This is a genomic window from Planomicrobium sp. CPCC 101110 (assembly GCF_007859395.1).
Classification (GTDB): Bacteria; Bacillota; Bacilli; order Bacillales_A; family Planococcaceae; genus Planococcus.
On the sequence record NZ_VOHD01000003.1, the window covers coordinates 524,584 to 541,230 of the forward strand.

A 16,647-nucleotide genomic window follows, 5' to 3' on the forward strand; every position below is an offset into this window, starting at 1 on the left:
TCTCAAATTAGAAGATTATCGGCTGCCTTTCTTTCTACGTCCCTTTTTGATGAATAAAAACCAGATTCCTATAATGGCTGAAAATATGCTGGCAATGAGCGCCGGGAAGAAAAAGGGAGGCCGATACGTCAACTTCACTGTGTTTTTGCCGGCTTCCAGCGGAACAGCGATAAAGGCATAGTTGGCCTTTAATGCATCTGTCTTTTGCCCGTTCACGGAAACGCTCCATCCTCTTTCATAAGGGATGCTGATAGTTAAGTACTTATCGTTTTCCGTATTTTCATAGTCCACTGTCACTTTATTGCCGTCGATATCCACTTCTGTCAATCCGGTGTATTTCTCTTTCTGGGATTTCAATACATCGTAGGTTTCTGTGGAAATTTTAATATCCGACAACTTATAGCTTCCTTTGGGCATCCGGATTTGGATGCGTTCAGCAACTGGCACCCGTACCGTAATGTCATCGACATACGTTTTATAGACGGATTGATTTGATTTTCTTGAAGTCAAATAATCGTTTACCGCCAAGTTGAAACCTTTATCGTGCGCTTGATTTTCTAAATGGAAAGAAACATAGAAGTCGCCTTCCGCAACAGTAGAATCAGGGATCAAGTCGATACCGCCAATTTTTTCTTCTATTTCCAGGAAGCCGTTTTGATAAGTGGAGCCAATATTTTCGACTGCGAAATCCGTTTCTTGTTCTTCAACATCCGGGAGGGGCTCTGTATTTCCGGCCTCGTCCAGGACGACTCCTTCAAGCATGGCGTGTTCCCGCGCCAATGGATGGGCTCCTTCTAACTGCCTCTCTTGATATACAGATGAAGTGGAGCGCGCAAACGGCAACAGATACTCATTTTCGTAAACAATAAAGTTTTCCGACTCAAAAATTTCCGAAAATCCGTACGGCACATTATCCATGCCTTCCGCGCTCGGCAAAACATCCGCGGTTGGCGCATCTTTTGGAGCAATAACGTATTTGCCCTGCAGCAAACTGAAGAGGTTCGCGCGGTTGCCGAGTGTCGCGTAGCGGCTCACGCTTTCCCGTGCCATGTCGATTTCCAGGTCATATAAATAAAAGTAAAGCAGGTTTTTGTTCAATATGCTTGAATAAGCACTGAGTCCTCTGAAATCCTGAACAAGAGGGGTATTATTCCGGACGCCTTCCATCCAGTCAATCCGGTAAGTGAGTCCAGTGTCCCGTTGTTCAATTTTCTCCAGCAACTCCCGTATTTCGGGATCATCGTATTCTGGTCCTGTCATCAGTTCTTCATCCACTTTAGAAAGTTCTCCAGCGTCGAGCAGCTTTTCCATTTGATAGATGTTGGCTGAAACAACCAACCAGACAAACAAGAAACCTGCCAATGCGATTTTGAAGACAGGCTTCTTGGATTTTACAAAGACAAACATCAAAAGCAAGGTAATAGGCAAGCTGATTGCCATGAAATATGAATACCGCTTATTGAAATCCAATTTTTCGTCGCTGAGAGCCCAAGTTAAATAAAAGAGGACAGTAAAAAATGCAGCAACGGCAAATTGGCGGAGGGTAATCTTTTGCAAGTTTGCAAGCCCGACGGCGATAGCACCGCCAATTATAAATGATAAAAAGTACTCCCAGCGATTTTGCGGGGCTGATAATCCATTGAAAAAGCTTCCAGCCATCGGGCTATGGTGAAGGGCGATGGATATCAGACCGAGTACCGCGAAAAAACGGAAGAGCTTAGTGCGGTAGAGGAACGCAGAAAATAGCAGCAAAACGAAAATTGCCGGCAGTACTATGATCCGGCTGGTATATAAAATGTTCTCCGGAATCTCTAGCCAAGGTATATCTTGGGAGAAAGGGGGACGGTGATTGTTCAAGTAAGCGTAAACTGCTGGGATAAATGCGACTGCACTGATGCCGAAGCCGATAAGTCCCGTGAGCAGAAACAAGCCAATCGCTTTCTTTTTCCCGGTTTCTTCCGGAGCCAATGGGATGAACAGCCGGACCAAGATGTATATTCCTGCAAGCAAGAAATTGATATAGGAAAAATAGAAATTATTGATAAGGGAAATTGCTACAGCGAACAAAAACCAGCCAGGTTTCGCTTCCCTGAATATTTTCTCGATGCCGAGAATGAGAAGCGGCAGCCAAAGAAAAGCATCCGCAAAAAATTCCCAATAGGCCGTATGGCGGAAAAACATGCCGGAAACGCCGTAGAAAGCAGCGCCGATAAATGCATAGCGGCGGGCAATGCCCATATACATGAAGACCCGGGCTGCAATATACAAAACGAAACTCAAGCGAATTACACTTATAAAGACGGCCGCGTTTGCCCAGAAAAGAACGTCAGGCGAACCGATCAGCCCGACTTTCTCGAGTAGAAAAACAGCGGCGGCTGTCAGCCAGAAGACTGTGGAAGTGGAAAAATAATAAGACAAACCGCTATAGATCCCGGCGCCAAGACCAAAAGAATACGAATAGAAAAAATCTCCATTCGTATATTGCTCATATAACAGATGTTTGAACGGCATCATTTGTGCGAGCCCGTCATTGATGCCTATCATGAAATGATTTTCTGTCCATTGATGGAGAAAGACCGCATGGCTCAAAACCGCCAATGCGAAACAGCAGATAAAAAGTAAAAGGTTTGGGTAGTTCTTTTGCATGGATTCACCGTCTTTTTGCTTAATTTGGCCGAGCAGTTCCTTTTAAGATTTTGCTGGAAACGATAAAGGTGATCGGCACAGTAAATAGAACCGCTGCAAAAGGCGCAATGTTGCTGTCAAGGTGCAGGAATTCCACGAAAATGAAAATCAAAATCGTGGATACCGACATATTGACAACTTGGGTCAGCGGAAAATATAAATATTTTTTTAAGGTTGGTTTGATTTTATAAGTCACATAGCAATTCAGGAAAAACGACACATTCAAGCTGATGATAAAACCGACAAGATGCGACCACAAATAAGGGAAGGAAAATACATTGTGCAGCACGAGGTAAATCGAATAATAAGTAAACGTATTGATGACACCGACAACTACAAATCGCGTAAATTCTGTATTCAGCCGCTTAATATCCATCGTATTCATCCACATTGCTGATATCCACTAAATAATTTGGGCGCCGTTTCGTTTCGTTGTAAATGCGTCCGATGTATTCCCCGATTACGCCGAGACTGATCAACTGAATGCCTCCCAGAACAAGGACAGCGGTGATCGTGGTAAAGTACCCGGGTGCACCGATTCCTTCTTTCATAATTTGATAGAACGTCACACCGATATAAAGGAGTGACAGAAACAAGACAAGAAAGCCTGTGTAAAAACAAATCCGCAGCGGTTTTGTGTTGAATGAAATGATGCCATCTATTCCATAATTGATGAGGCCGCCGAATGACCATTTGGATTGCTGGCCGTCCGCCCTCAGGACATTTTCATAATTGATGATTTTTTTACTCAGGCCGATCCAGGAATACAAGCCTTTGGAGAACCGATTGGTTTCGCTGAGTGCGAGGAGCGAGTTGATCGCTTTCCTGCTGAGCAAACGAAAGTCTCCTTCACCGTCCACAAAGTCCACATCGGTAATCGAATTGAGCAATCGGTAATAGAAGACAGAGAAGAGGCTCCGGAATCTTGAATCGCCGGTTCTTGAACGTTTAGCCACAACTTGGTGAAACCCTTCTTCAAACCCTCGGACCAATTCGCCGATCAAGTGAGGCGGATGCTGCAGATCGCTGTCCATTAGAATTGCTGCGTCGCCTTTACACCGCTTTAGCCCTGCGAGCATAGCGGACTCTTTTCCGAAGTTCCGTGTCAGGGAAATATATTTTACGTTATCATGCGCTTCTGATAGGGCCAGGATTTCTTGAAGTGTTCCGTCGCGGCTGCCGTCATTGATGAACATGATTTCGTAGCGGTATGGAAGCGGCTCAAGTTCTTGTGCCAACTGGTTGTACATGGAAGAAATGTTTTCTTCTTCGTTATAAGCTGGAACAACAATGGAAATCAACTTCATTATACTTCTCCTTTCAAAACTTATCTAAAACTTTTCTCTGCCCGTTTTCTTCATGCGATAGTTGCCAGGCGGAGCAAAAGAGAGAAATACGGTTCTTTCTGTCTAAAGTGAAACTTCTTTCTGCCTGGATACGTATAGTATACATAAGCTAATTTCAGATAGCATCTTTCTGAAAATTTGGCTTGGGAGCGAGTTTATGCAAAGTGAAAATATATTCTATTATAAGTTGCAGGTGAGGGACATTTTGCCGAGCCCCTTTATAATTGAAATTTTCCGGTTGTACCCATACTATTAGAAGTATATACATATTGATGAATGGAGTGTGTTAAGAATGGCTATCAATCTTGTAAAAGGTCAGAAGATCGATTTAACAAAAGGACGTTCATCTCTTTCAAGCATCATGGTCGGCCTTGGCTGGGATCCAGTGGCCGCTAAAAAAAGCGGGGGGTTTTTAAGCGGATTGCTTGGCGGCGGGGGCGGAGGCGGCTCAGACGTCGACTGTGACGCTTCTGTCATCATGCTGGATGAGAACGGCAAGCTGAACAGCAAGGAGAACTTAATTTACTTCGGCAACAAAAAAAGCAAGGATGGCAGCGTAGTCCACTCCGGCGATAACTTGACTGGCGCAGGAGAAGGCGATGATGAAACCATTCAAATCGATTTGAAGCGAATTTCTCCATCAATTCATCGTTTAGTATTTGTCGTAAACATCTATAACGCCAAACAGAAGAAACAGGATTTCGGCATGATCCAAAACGCTTTTATCCGTTTGGTGGATAACCAGTCAAGGGAAGAATTGGTGCATTACAACCTGACTGATAATTATTCAGGAAAAATGTCGCTTCTCCTTGGCGAAATTTACCGCCAAGGCAGCGAGTGGAAATTCTCGGCAGTCGGTGAAGGGACAATTGACCCGGATATCGGTTCAATCGCAAACAAATACGCATAAGGAGTGAAGGAAGAATGGCAATCAATTTATCAAAAGGGCAAAAAGTGGATTTAACAAAATCAAATCCCGGTTTATCTAATGTAATCGTAGGTTTGGGCTGGGATACCAATAAATACGATGGCGGACAAGATTTCGATTTGGATTCTTCTATCTTTTTATTGAATGCAAATGGCAAGTGCGCTTCAGAGAAAGATTTCATCTTCTACAACAATACGATTGGTGCAGAGGGCGCAGTTGAACATACGGGCGATAATAAGACAGGAGAAGGAGAAGGGGACGACGAGCAAGTAAAAGTGGCGCTGTCTTCCATCCCGTCATCTATTGAACGGGTGACTTTTGCGATTACCATCCATGATGCGGAAACGCGTGGCCAGAATTTCGGCCAAGTAAGCAATTCTTATGTGCGGATTGTCAACGGAGATACAAACGAAGAGTTGATTCGCTATGACTTAGGCGAAGATTTCTCTATCGAAACGGCTATTGTAGTGGGCGAGTTATACCGCCACAACAATGAATGGAAATTCAATGCCATCGGCAGCGGCTATCAAGGCGGGCTTGCATCTCTTGTCCGGGACTTTGGGCTAGACAGCTAATCAGCGATCAAAGAAAGCAAGGAGCTAGCCTCCTTGCTTTTTTCTCCATTTATACTGTTAAATTGGAGGAAACAGCAAATGCTGGTGTATAGGTTGGGGGAATAATAATGAGGCATTTTAATATGTTGACCGATTACGATTTGAATACATTTTTCAAATACTCTCCGGTGGAGTTTTCCCGTGATTCCGAACGGGAAACGTTAGGGCTTGCTCTTGGGGCGGCACTATATACGCCAGGTTCCCGGCCTGGTTTTGCTGCTAGAATCCTGGCAGGAGATTATACCCGAGGTGCATTTGCGGGGCTGGCCACATTGATTGTATGCCTAGAAGATGCGGTGGCCGATTCGGAGCTGCCATGGGCAGAAAAAAACGTTGCGGCCCAGCTGAAAGAAATTGAAAAAGCTGATTATCATGGGGGAAATAGCGATCTTGCCCTGTTTTTGCGCGTCAGGGATGCGGAACAGCTTGACCGGTTGATCTGCACCGCTGGATCGGCTTTGAGTGTATTAACTGGAATCGTTTTCCCCAAATGCCTTCCCCAAAACCTTATGGAATTTTTCCCAGCCCTGGACCGCGCCAGTGAGGCAGCAGGACGTTTCCTTTATGCATTGCCGTTATTGGAAACGAAAGAGGTCCTTTATTCGGAGACACGGGAGCAGGCTTTGCAGGACATTTATGATATTTTGCGGTCGGAACTTCACCGGGTATTGACTGTGCGCGTCGGCGCCACTGATTTTTCCAGTCTCTATGGATTGCGGCGTCCGGTTGAACGCACCATTTATGAAGTGCATGTTATAAGGGATTGTTTAACGTCTGTACTGAACCGCTTCAACAGAGCCGAAGATGGATTTGTTGTATCAGGTCCGGTATACGAGCATTTTTCAACGGCAAATGGCGGATGGATGTCCTCGAAGCCGGAGAAGGTCTTATGGGAAGAAGTCCAGTTGGATGTATTGAATGGTTTCAAAGGAAAAACTTGCATACATCCCTCCCAAATCACCATTGTTAATGCAGGGCATATCGTATCTTTGGAAAATTATGAAGACGCAATGCTGATTCTTTCTGAGGGCCAAAAGAAAAACGGTGTTTTGCAAAGCCCGAAACGCAACAAAATGAATGAAGTAAAACCACATTTGAGCTGGGCAAAAAGAATTGCCGCTCAAGCGGAAGTCTATGGGGTGCTAAATGAAAACTATCAACCAATCGATGTGCTCAATCATATCCGAGCCCACCAGTTCTCGAAACAACTACTATAAATTATGGGAGCAATTGGAACTGTCTGTTGCAATCCATCGAACGTATAAAGGGTTGTCCCCTGATTCCCTTTTCTCCATGGCTTTACGGGTCAATAAGAAACGGCAGTTTCTTTTTGTCAGCCCTTTGCTTGCCAAGCATTTAGCGGTGCATCCGGCGCTGGCGCTGGGCACTGGTACGCTGCTCGCTTCTTTGCTGATGGAAGATGCCGGCTTGCCTGCCCATCCCCATGCACCAGAAATCGTCCAAATGATCGAAACCGGCGTGCCGGACGTGAAAAAAATCCGAAAAGCGCTGGATTACAAGTCAATCTTGCCGGAAAAGACAGTTTTCATCGGGATGGCGGAAACGGCAACCGGCCTCGGCCATGCTGTTTTTCATCACTTCGATAAAGCGGTGTATGTGCATACGACGCGTGAAGAAATAAGCGGACTCACTCCATCTTTCGTATTTGAAGAAGAGCATTCACACGCGACTTCCCATAAAGTCTATGCGCCTGAGGGAGTGCTTGAGGATGCGGAAATGATTGTGCTCGTAGATGATGAAATTTCAACCGGAAACACACTGTTAAATCTGGTCAGTGCATTAGACGGGCAATTCCCCGGAAAAACCTATAAATCATTGTCGATTTTGGATTGGCGAAATGAAAAGCAGCAGCAAAAAATAGGAGAAATGGCAGCAGAGCGCAGCATCAGGCTTGATGTATTATCGCTCATGTCAGGCGAGTTTGATTTGATCCATGGTTCTTCACCTGATGAGCCTGAACTCGCTTCTTTGGCTGGCACTGGTTCAGTTGCGCCGGTTCAGATAAAGGATCCTGGCATTTTGCTGCACCGATCGAAAACTGGACAGCGATATGTGCCGCTTACCGGGAGATTCGGATTGACAAGCGGTGAACATCGGGGCATTGACGCATGGACAGAAAAAGTGGTGTCTACGCTTCAGGGAAGCACAGGCAAGAAGCCCCTGGTGATCGGCGTCGGTGAAAATATGTACTTGCCGCTGCGCTTCGCTCTTGCTTTAGACGGAAATCCGCTTGTGCAGACAACTACGCGAAGCCCTATTTTTGCATCTGATACAGAAGGGTATCCGATAAAAGAAAAAGTGAAATTCAAGCTGCCGGATGCCCATGGCGTCGACCAATATCTTTATAATTTGAACGGGCTGGAAATCGATAAAATTTACCTGGTTTCGGAATCGGTGGTCGATGCTGATCTTTGGCAGCCATTGATTGCCTGTTTGCAGAAAAAAGCGCCGGTTGAATGGATTTCGCTGACAGAAACAAAAGGGGAGATCCTATGATTGCAGCAGGGTTAGTGAAGTCGAGCTATTCAGAAGAGGATATCACTTTCTTACTGAAAGACCTGACAGAATCTTTTTCCGAAAGCACGCTTGAAGAACGGGAAAAAGCGGTGCAGACCGGAGCTCATTATGCAGAGAGGCTGCCGGTGGAATATCGTCCCTCGGAAGAATATACGGGACTATACAAAGAGTCGGTGGAAAAAACAAAAGAACAATGGAGTTATTTTATCGGTCTTTTGACGATGCGCATTCGCTTGAATGCGAAAAACGACGATGTTGTACTGGTTTCCCTTGCACGTGCCGGCAGCCCGGTCGGCATTTTAGTCCGCCGCTTTGCAAAACAAAAAATGGGGCTGGATTGGCCGCATTACAGCGTTTCTATTTTGCGGGGAAAAGGCATGGATGAAAATGCGCTCCGGGCAATCCGCAAATGGCATCCGAACAGCCGTATCCAGTTCGTAGATGGCTGGACCGGCAAAGGTGCTATTCAGACTGAATTGACAAAGTCGGTCCTTTCCTTGAACGAAGAGGGGATGGGACTGTCCGACGATTTGGCGGTTCTGGCAGACCCAGGGGCATGTTCTGTGCTATTTGGAACAAGAGAGGATTTGTTGATCCCGAGCGCTTGTTTGAATGCTACTGTATCTGGACTGGTCAGCCGCACCATCTTGAATGAACGGTTTATCGGGGCTGGTGATTTCCATGGCGCCAAGTTTTACGGGGAACTCAAAGAAGAAGATGTCTCAAATGATTTTATAAATCAGATTGCGGAGTGTTTTAGCCGAACGGCAGAAAAGGCGGAAAAAGAGGCCTGCAGCACCCCGATTACCGCTGAACGAACGTGGCAAGGGAAAATGGAAGTAGAAGAATTAGGAAGAAAGTTGTATAGTGGAATGGATTACCACCTTATCAAGCCTGGTGTTGGGGAAACTACACGCGTCCTGCTTCGCCGGGACCCATGGAAGATTCTTGTAAGAAGCTTGGATCATCCAAGCGTCCAGCATCTTCTGGTACTGGCTAAGGAAAAACATACGCCTGTTGAAGTGGTGCCGGATTTGTTTTACCGGGCTATCGGTTTGATAAAATCAGGTTCTGAAATATGAAGGTTTTGTTTGCGAGTGATTTGGACCAGACGTTGATTTACTCAAGAAATTCGATGGGCGCCAATGTAGCGGAAGAAGAATTGGTTGAAGTCGAGAAGATAAATGGCAAGCCTTACTCCTTCATGACCCAAACGAGCCATCAGGCTTTGCTGAATATTGGTTCTTCAGCCTTTTTTCTGCCGGTTACCACCCGGACTCAAGCACAATATGAGCGGGTGACGGGCATTTTTGATGGTGCTGCACCTCCGCAATATGCGGTTATTTCAAATGGAGCGGTCATTTTGGAGAATGGAAAACCGATAAAAGAATGGTCAGAGGGAATCCGGCAGCAATGCATCAGCAAAAAAACAGTGGTGGAAGCGCTGCTTCCATTGATAAAACGTTATTTTTCCGAAGAATGGGTATTGAATATCAAGCAGGCAGACGACTGGTTTGTCTATTTGATTATAGACCGGGTGCGTTTTCCGGATGAAAAGCTGGCATCATATGTTCAGGTATTCCGTAAAATTGGCTGGTCAATGTCGCTTCAGGGAAGAAAACTGTATTTTATGCCGGAAAGCATCACCAAAGCAAGAGCAATGGAGTGGATCAAAACACGTATATCAGCCGACTATGTGGTTGCGGCAGGAGATTCGCTGCTGGATTTGGATCTGCTCGAAAGCGCGGATAAAGGTTTTCTGGCTGCACACGGTGAAGCTTTCCGGAACAATGCAGCGATTTCTTCGCATATTCAAATCACCAAGCAACTCGGCATAAAAGCAGGGGAAGAAATTTTGGCGCATGTGGCAGGCATAGCGCAGCAGCAAGGGTAAGCAAGGAGGAATTCCCATGGTTCAATTGCATCCGGTTCGCGTGAGAACGTGGGATCCGGAAAAGATTGGGAAATGGCTCAATCAGCCGATCATAAATCATCCCGAAACGAAAATAGAAGAAGAAACAATCACTTATCCGCAATTGCTTGGCCAATTTGTCGGTATGCCGCTTGATGCAGATGATTACTTCGCATCGATCCATGAGCTGCTTGAAGAATCGGAAGGCCGGTTGATACGGCTTTCCGATAAGCTGAACAAGCAAATTACTCCTGAGCGGCTAAGGGCTTTGCAGGATTTGTTTGAGATGAACAATAAGGAGCGCGGCTTGTCGCCGAACCGGATTGTTGCCTTTTTGGATGGCAAAGGTTTGCTGCCGCGGCTGCAAGATCCGGGATTGAACCGGCGGCTTCGATTGACGCTGATCGATATATTGAAAGCGTTTAAAGAACAATCTGCCGGCAGTACCACGCATTCTTCTTTCCGGCGAATTGTCACAGATCTCGTGAAATGGACATTCAATCATATCGAACCTGAACTTGAAAAGCTGACGCTGGAAAAAGGGCTGCCTGGTTTTTTATGGTATGGCAGTGTGACAGAAAGCCAAAAATGGTTTTTAAAGTTTTCGGGAATGTTCGGTTTTCATGTTATTGTTTTTGATCCGGCAAGAGAACAGTGGTTTGCCGAAACGATGGACCTTTCAGATGCACTGACCTACAATTTTCAGATAAGTGCCGACTTCGTCCCGCCTTTTCCGGAAGAAAAACCGCAGCGCGTTGGAACAGTCGCTTACCGGGCCACTCAAGAAGTGGACCGTCTTTTGCATCACGATGATTCCGGTCTTTACAAGCCTTTTCAATTCAAATCCTATTTAACCCGTTCAATCCGGTTGAAGACGACACTTGACGAAGCTTTTATGCTGGCGAAAGAAAGGGCAATGGTGCGCCCTTCTTTTGCAGTTGAAGGCGGCAGCGTGATAATTCCGGTTGTCTTTGCCAAAGTCATGGGCATCGAAAAAGATCGGAAGCGCTTCTGGGATAACATCCATAATCTGACGGAACGGGAAGATACCAAATTGGTGCGGAGTTTTCCATTTATCGAAGAACGGAGAGGGAATCAGCAATTCCATTACCGGGCGGCACTTGGAAAAGACGGAAGGCTGGATCCGGAAAAGATGAAAACAGCCCATTGGTGGAAATACAGCAAACTGCCGAATGGCTTGCAGACCGCCATTGGCGAAGCTATCGCCCGGCATGTGGAAAAACCGCTGCTGCTTCCGCAACAAGGCGAATCATTTGAAGAATTGCAGCTTTACGCTTTTTCACAATCAATGTCGCTTCCGGATTCTGTTGTGCAGCTTATTCAGCTGTTTGATTATCCGCAATTTGTGCCTACCATGCTTTTTTACAACGAAGAAAAAGATAGGGAACTGGGCCGGGCAGATGCTAACGCCATCGCTTTGATTCATACGTTCGGGCTGGATGTTATCATCGTCAATCCGCAGGGGCATCAGGACATCGAACGGTGGATCGATCCGGAAGCGATCGATACCCACTGGCTGGATGAAAGAAGCTTCAATGAACCGTACCGTGAACCTTCAGTGGTCAAAAAGCTATTTAGAAAATGGCTGTAAGCATCAGGTATGAACCACATGAAAGTGGAGCAAAACAGTGAACAATTCCGAAGGCAAGCAAAGCTGTTTCGCGGAATCGCAAGAAAAAATCACCAAGTCGATAAAATATTAAGGGGGCTTACCGATGAATACTTTGCCAAAAGGGATGGAGCAGCAGGAACTGGTTATGAAGGAAGACAATGAATTGTTAGCAAAACTAAAGCAGGACCCGGAAGTGCTTAAACTCGCCGCCAGCATTGATATCAAAAACCAAGTGGAGCTGCTGGAATTCGGGCGCGAACCGGCAAATGAAATTTCTGCGTTTACAGGTAAAGTATTAAACTCGGTTCAAGCGAACAGCATGGAAGAGTCCAGCCAACTGCTGAACCAACTTGGGAAAATCATGGACAAGTTTGACAGCAAAGATTTTGTTGAAAAGAAAGGCTTGATCAATAAAGTCTTTAATAGAGGCAATAAGATCATTGAGAAGCTATTCAACAAATACCAGACTATGGGTACAGAAATCGATAAAGTTTATGTCGAGATTACAAAATACGAGTCTGAAATGAAAAAATCGACGACTACGCTGGAAGAGTTGTACGACCAAAACTTCCGCTATTTCATGGAACTGGAAAAATATATCGCAGCCGGTGATGTGAGAATCCAGGAATTGAAAGCGGAAGAGCCAGTGATGCGTTTAAAAGCGGAAACCGGCGACCAATTAGCTATGATGCAGTTGACCTCGCTGCAAAATGCAATCGAACTTTTGGAGCAGCGCGTTTATGATTTGGAAATGGCCAAACAAGTGTCTTACCAGGCAGCGCCGCAAATCCGGATGCTGCAGCGCGGCAATACGAAACTGATCGGCAAAATCAATTCAGCTTTCGTGACAACCATCCCGATCTTCAAAACAGGGCTTATCAATGCCATTGCGGCCAAGCGCCAGAACCTGGTTGCCCAATCCATGAATGAATTGGACCGCCGCACGAACGAAATGCTGATCAAAAACGCAAATGATATCTCCCGCCAAAGTGTGGACATTGCACGCATGTCCGGCCAGCCAAGCATAAAAATTGAGACGATCGAACAAACTTGGGAAACCATCATGCAAGGCATGAACGATACGCGTGAAATCGAACAGGAAAACCGCAGAATGCGCGAAGAAGGGCGCATTCGTATTGAAGAACTGCAAAAGCGGTATGAAGAAACACAACGAAAAGCCCAATAACCCAAAAACCGGCCATCAGAAATATCTGACGGCCGGTTTTTGGTTTTAGATCAAGTGAGGATCAAAGAAATTTGTGGGAAGATGATTATAATCACAAGTACAATTATGAATATAGCAAAGAAAGGAACTACCCCTTTTATAACACTTTCGACTTTTTCTTCAGCTATTCCACTCACTACGAATAAATTCAGTCCTACAGGCGGAGTGATCATCCCCAATTCCATGTTCACTACCATAATAATAGCAAAATGAATCACATCGATCTGCAAAGCAGTAATGATTGGCAGAAGAATAGGAAGTGTAATCAAAATGATAGCCGTTGGCTCCAAAAACATCCCAAGGACAAAGAACAGCAAACTGACTACGATCAAGAAGGTCCATTTATTAAAGCCGCTCTCACTGACCCACATCGCAAAGGATTGCGGAATTTGTTCAGTCGTCAGGAACATCCCCAAGACAAGAGCTGCAGCAATGATCAGGAAAATCATTGCGGTGGTGTTGATCGATTCCATCAGAATGCTTTTGAATTTCTTCCAATCCAATTCCCGATAAACAAAGACTGAAATAATCAATGCGTATAAAGCTGCTAAAAATGAGGCTTCTGTTGGTGTCACTATACCGGTATAAATACTGCCTAAAATAATGATTGGCATGACCAATCCCCACACCGCTTTTAAAGTAGGTCTCCAGCGCGCCTTCAAAGGAACCTTTTCCAATCCCCCATAGTTTTTTCGGTAAGCCACTAAAACTGCATAAATAATCAATGCCAATCCCAATAGTAAGCCAGGCAAAATACCCGCAGAGAACAATCTCCCCGTTGACTGCTCCGATACGGATCCATATAGGATAAGTGGGATGGAAGGGGGTATCAAAATTCCGAGTGTACCGGCGGAAGCAACTAGCCCCATAGAGTATTTCTTATCGTAACCGGCTTTAACCATCATCGGAATCATAATAGCGCCGATTGCTGCAGCAGTTGCGGGGCTGGATCCGGAAATTGCTGCAAAAATCATGCAGGTAAGGACTGTTACGACGGATAAACCGCCTTTTGTATGTCCAACCCAAGATCGGATGCATTCAATCAAATATTTGGAAATTCCTCCTTGCGCCATAATCAAACCTGCAAAAACAAAACCGGGTATTGCCATCAAGGTGGTGCTGTTTATACCGGTAAACATCCTTTGGATAACGGTATCAAGAGAAAAACCTGCAAAATATAAGCCCATGATGCTGGACACGGCTAAACTGATCGCAATTGGAACGCGCAATAAAGCTAATACGAACAATAATCCAATTACTACTATTGCTTCCATAGTATGTCCTCCCCATCGCTAGCATCGTCTTCTTTTTTCACGAAAAATTTGTATGCCTTCTCGCAAAAGCGTACAAATAACAAAATCCCTGCAATTGGCATGATCAAGTAATTGATCCAAATGGGAAACCCAACATCAATTGTTTTGATGTTTTGGCTATATGCTGTCAATACCATTTCAAGCCCCGTCCAAAAGAAAAATGCACTAAAAAAAATACCGACTGCCAAAGTGATGACTTGTGAAAATTTCCTGAACCCCGGTCCCGATCTGTCATAGAGAAGATCGATGGCAATGTGTTTGTTTTCTTTCAAAGCGGTGGAAAAACCTATAAAAATAGCCCATACAAGAAACATTGTATAAATTTCAGTAGCCCAACTTTGTGAGGCTCCTAGAACATACCTAGTAAATACAGAATAAAGACTGATTCCAACACCAACAACAAAAAACAGCATGGAGAAAGCGCTTTCAATTTTATCTAAAATTTTCACTGATTCTCCTCCTCATTATATTTTGTATTTTGGATACGAGAATAACAACTAAATCATAATATAAGATATAGTGAATAACAAGATGAAATTTAAAAATATAAAATATTCAAAAAATAAAACCTTTCAGTTTTTTGGGGAATTTAAAGCGTAAATTGTTAAGAGAAAATCAAAAAAATACTTTGATTTAATAGATTTCAAGTGGAAATAATAAAAATTTTTTTAACTCCGCCTATGAAAAAAGCCGTGACTTATAAATTTAGAAAATTAAAATATTTCTTTACAAGGAGATTTTAATATGCTAGTTTTGTGGTGAGTTGTATCCAAAAATCATTTTAGGGAGAAGCGGCTCTAAAAATTGAACTGATAAGGTGAAAAATTAAAAGGAAAGGGGGAAGTATCATTTTTTATGAAAGCCCTTACAAAATGCTGCTGGGTAATATGAGCGGCCATATTATTAAAACCAACTAGGGGGGATTTTTTATGAAAAAGGTTACCTTATCCTTATTATTATTGTTTTCGCTGATTGTTTTAACGGCTTGTGGAGGCAGTGGCGGATCTTCTGGAGCAGGGGGCGACGGCGTCCAAGAAATGACAATTAAATTTTCTCACGTTGTGGCGGAAAATACACCTAAACATCAAGGTGCACTAGCGATGAAGGAGTATATTGAAAGAGAATCCGATGGAGCAATTACTGTGGAAATATATCCGAACAGTTCATTATTCGGTGATCAGGACGAATACCAAAACCTAGTGTCGAACAACGTACAATTCATTGCACCGGATTTAACGAAATTTGTAGGCAATAATCCGCAATTCAACGTTCCGGCTCTTCCATTCATGTTTGAGAACGATGATGAAGCCATTGCATTCTGGGATGGTGAAAAAGGCCAGGAAATTTTAGGGAGCTTGAAGGACGACGGCGTTGTAGGGCTATCTATGTGGCCGAATGGCGGAAAGCATTTAACGAACAACAAGCGTGCTATCGATTCGCCGGATGATTTGGAAGGATTGAAATTCCGCACACAAGGCGGACAGGTTCTAGAAGCGATTTATTCGGAACTTGGAGCGGGTTCAGAATCAATTCCTTTTGGGGAACTTTATACTGCCCTTGACCAGGGGGTCGTAGATGGTCAAGAAAATACTTTCAGCAATATTGAATCCAGAAAGTTTGACGAAGTTCAAACTCATATGACGGTCATGAATCATACCCGTGTTGACTACGCTGTTTTTACTAATACAGAATTCTGGGACAGCATGAATGCTGCGACGAAAGAAATTGTTCAAGCTGGCTTGGATGAAGGTACGAAAGTGGCCCGGGAAGAAGCAAAAACGTTGAATGAGAAAGCATATGAAACCATCAAAGAGCGGGGATTGGTTGAAATCGTAGAATTGACTCCAGAACAAATTGAAGAATTCAGAGCTGCCCTAGAACCGATCTATGCAGAATTTGAAGAAGAGATTGGTACAGATGTTTACGAAGCTGCCCGTGAAGCAGCCGGACAATAGTTGAAGTTCTGGTTATGCTGAATTGAAAAAGTTGGCTGGATTTTCAGGCCAACTTTTTCCGTTTAATGAGAATAACTTCCAAAAGAAAAGGAGACTGACGATGAATAAGGAACTGTTTGAAAAAGGATTGGAAATTAGAAGAAGCGTGCTAGGCGCGGAGTATGTAGACAATTCGATTCAAAACGCCAATGAATTCAATATGCCTATGCAAGAACTAGTAACGCAATATTGCTGGGGCGAAATTTGGGGCAGGCCCGGCTTGCCGAGAAAAACAAGAAGCATCATCAATCTAGCAATGATAACTGCACTGAACAGACCTCATGAGTTGAAGCTTCATGTCAGAGGAGCCATTAATAACGGCCTGACTCGAGAAGAAATTCAAGAAATCTTTCTGCAAACAGCTATTTATTGCGGAGTGCCTGCAGCTATCGACAGCTTTAGGACCGCTAAAGAAGTTTTTGATGAAATGGATAAAGAACAATAAAACCCTCTAAAGTG

The 16,647-nt window shown here is 44.4% G+C and carries 15 protein-coding genes; 10 read left to right on the plus strand and 5 right to left on the minus strand.

The window, feature by feature from the left end; all coding sequences use genetic code 11:
• Positions 1–15 precede the first annotated feature (15 nt).
• From FQV30_RS02725 to FQV30_RS02735, 3 genes are read right to left on the minus strand one after another with little or no spacing between them, the layout of a single operon-like run.
• Positions 16–2,646, minus strand: a complete 2,631-nt coding sequence (locus FQV30_RS02725) for a YfhO family protein (RefSeq protein WP_146498605.1) — start codon at positions 2,644–2,646, stop codon at positions 16–18.
• A gap of 19 nt (positions 2,647–2,665) precedes the next feature.
• Positions 2,666–3,061, minus strand: a complete 396-nt coding sequence (locus tag FQV30_RS02730) for a GtrA family protein (protein WP_146499548.1) — start codon at positions 3,059–3,061, stop codon at positions 2,666–2,668.
• Positions 3,051–3,992 (minus strand): glycosyltransferase family 2 protein, encoded by a 942-nt coding sequence (locus FQV30_RS02735; RefSeq protein ID WP_146498606.1) that lies wholly within the window; start codon positions 3,990–3,992, stop codon positions 3,051–3,053. The genes FQV30_RS02730 and FQV30_RS02735 overlap by 11 nt, the downstream gene beginning before the upstream one ends.
• A 331-nt stretch (positions 3,993–4,323) precedes the next feature.
• On the opposite strand from FQV30_RS02735, the gene FQV30_RS02740 reads away from it, so the two are divergent.
• From FQV30_RS02740 to FQV30_RS02775, 8 genes are all read left to right on the plus strand, one after another.
• On the plus strand, positions 4,324–4,941 hold the full coding sequence (locus tag FQV30_RS02740; RefSeq protein ID WP_146498607.1) for a TerD family protein: 618 nt from the start codon (positions 4,324–4,326) through the stop codon (positions 4,939–4,941).
• Between the two features lie 14 nt (positions 4,942–4,955).
• Positions 4,956–5,534 carry a TerD family protein gene (locus tag FQV30_RS02745; RefSeq protein WP_146498608.1) on the plus strand — a complete coding sequence of 193 codons (579 nt, stop codon included), beginning with the start codon at positions 4,956–4,958 and terminating at the stop codon, positions 5,532–5,534.
• 107 nt (positions 5,535–5,641) lie between these two features.
• Positions 5,642–6,790, plus strand: coding sequence for an HpcH/HpaI aldolase/citrate lyase family protein (locus FQV30_RS02750; RefSeq protein WP_146498609.1), 1,149 nt, complete (start codon positions 5,642–5,644; stop codon positions 6,788–6,790).
• Positions 6,720–8,090, plus strand: a complete 1,371-nt coding sequence (locus FQV30_RS02755; RefSeq protein WP_146498610.1) for a phosphoribosyltransferase family protein — start codon at positions 6,720–6,722, stop codon at positions 8,088–8,090. Before FQV30_RS02750 ends, FQV30_RS02755 begins: the two co-directional genes overlap by 71 nt.
• Entirely contained in the window at positions 8,087–9,193 is a 1,107-nt protein-coding gene (locus FQV30_RS02760) for a cysteine protease StiP family protein (protein ID WP_146498611.1), read from the plus strand. The genes FQV30_RS02755 and FQV30_RS02760 overlap by 4 nt, the downstream gene beginning before the upstream one ends.
• Positions 9,190–10,005, plus strand: a complete 816-nt coding sequence (locus FQV30_RS02765; protein WP_146498612.1) for an HAD family hydrolase — start codon at positions 9,190–9,192, stop codon at positions 10,003–10,005. Before FQV30_RS02760 ends, FQV30_RS02765 begins: the two co-directional genes overlap by 4 nt.
• 16 nt (positions 10,006–10,021) lie before the next feature.
• Complete coding sequence (locus tag FQV30_RS02770; RefSeq protein ID WP_146498613.1) at positions 10,022–11,635, plus strand: YceG family protein; 1,614 nt, start codon at positions 10,022–10,024, stop codon at positions 11,633–11,635.
• A 124-nt stretch (positions 11,636–11,759) separates the two neighbouring features.
• On the plus strand, positions 11,760–12,842 hold the full coding sequence (locus FQV30_RS02775; RefSeq protein WP_146498614.1) for a toxic anion resistance protein: 1,083 nt from the start codon (positions 11,760–11,762) through the stop codon (positions 12,840–12,842).
• A 50-nt stretch (positions 12,843–12,892) separates the two neighbouring features.
• Here FQV30_RS02775 and FQV30_RS02780 read toward each other — a convergent pair whose 3' ends face one another.
• Entirely contained in the window at positions 12,893–14,155 is a 1,263-nt protein-coding gene (locus tag FQV30_RS02780; RefSeq protein ID WP_146498615.1) for a TRAP transporter large permease, read from the minus strand.
• The gene (locus FQV30_RS02785; RefSeq protein ID WP_146498616.1) at positions 14,143–14,643 is read right to left on the minus strand and encodes a TRAP transporter small permease; all 501 of its coding nucleotides are present in this window, start codon (positions 14,641–14,643) and stop codon (positions 14,143–14,145) included. The genes FQV30_RS02780 and FQV30_RS02785 overlap by 13 nt, the downstream gene beginning before the upstream one ends.
• Before the next feature lie 480 nt (positions 14,644–15,123).
• Between FQV30_RS02785 and FQV30_RS02790 the strand changes: the two genes are divergently transcribed.
• On the plus strand, positions 15,124–16,149 hold the full coding sequence (locus FQV30_RS02790; protein ID WP_146498617.1) for a DctP family TRAP transporter solute-binding subunit: 1,026 nt from the start codon (positions 15,124–15,126) through the stop codon (positions 16,147–16,149).
• A gap of 100 nt (positions 16,150–16,249) precedes the next feature.
• A complete protein-coding gene (pcaC, locus tag FQV30_RS02795) occupies positions 16,250–16,633 on the plus strand; it encodes a 4-carboxymuconolactone decarboxylase (RefSeq protein WP_146499549.1) in 384 nt (127 codons plus the stop codon).
• Positions 16,634–16,647 lie beyond the last annotated feature (14 nt).

Excerpts from the sequence above, each read along its gene's own strand:
- FQV30_RS02725 (WP_146498605.1), bottom strand. The coding sequence starts at position 2,646 with ATGCAAAAGAACTACCCAAACCTTTTACTTTTTATCTGCTGTTTCGCA.
- FQV30_RS02730 (WP_146499548.1), bottom strand. The coding sequence starts at position 3,061 with ATGGATATTAAGCGGCTGAATACAGAATTTACGCGATTTGTAGTTGTC.
- FQV30_RS02735 (WP_146498606.1), bottom strand. The coding sequence starts at position 3,992 with ATGAAGTTGATTTCCATTGTTGTTCCAGCTTATAACGAAGAAGAAAAC.
- FQV30_RS02740 (WP_146498607.1), top strand. The coding sequence starts at position 4,324 with ATGGCTATCAATCTTGTAAAAGGTCAGAAGATCGATTTAACAAAAGGA.
- FQV30_RS02745 (WP_146498608.1), top strand. The coding sequence starts at position 4,956 with ATGGCAATCAATTTATCAAAAGGGCAAAAAGTGGATTTAACAAAATCA.
- FQV30_RS02750 (WP_146498609.1), top strand. The coding sequence starts at position 5,642 with ATGAGGCATTTTAATATGTTGACCGATTACGATTTGAATACATTTTTC.
- FQV30_RS02755 (WP_146498610.1), top strand. The coding sequence starts at position 6,720 with ATGAAAACTATCAACCAATCGATGTGCTCAATCATATCCGAGCCCACC.
- FQV30_RS02760 (WP_146498611.1), top strand. The coding sequence starts at position 8,087 with ATGATTGCAGCAGGGTTAGTGAAGTCGAGCTATTCAGAAGAGGATATC.
- FQV30_RS02765 (WP_146498612.1), top strand. The coding sequence starts at position 9,190 with ATGAAGGTTTTGTTTGCGAGTGATTTGGACCAGACGTTGATTTACTCA.
- FQV30_RS02770 (WP_146498613.1), top strand. The coding sequence starts at position 10,022 with ATGGTTCAATTGCATCCGGTTCGCGTGAGAACGTGGGATCCGGAAAAG.
- FQV30_RS02775 (WP_146498614.1), top strand. The coding sequence starts at position 11,760 with ATGAATACTTTGCCAAAAGGGATGGAGCAGCAGGAACTGGTTATGAAG.
- FQV30_RS02780 (WP_146498615.1), bottom strand. The coding sequence starts at position 14,155 with ATGGAAGCAATAGTAGTAATTGGATTATTGTTCGTATTAGCTTTATTG.
- FQV30_RS02790 (WP_146498617.1), top strand. The coding sequence starts at position 15,124 with ATGAAAAAGGTTACCTTATCCTTATTATTATTGTTTTCGCTGATTGTT.
- pcaC (WP_146499549.1), top strand. The coding sequence starts at position 16,250 with ATGAATAAGGAACTGTTTGAAAAAGGATTGGAAATTAGAAGAAGCGTG.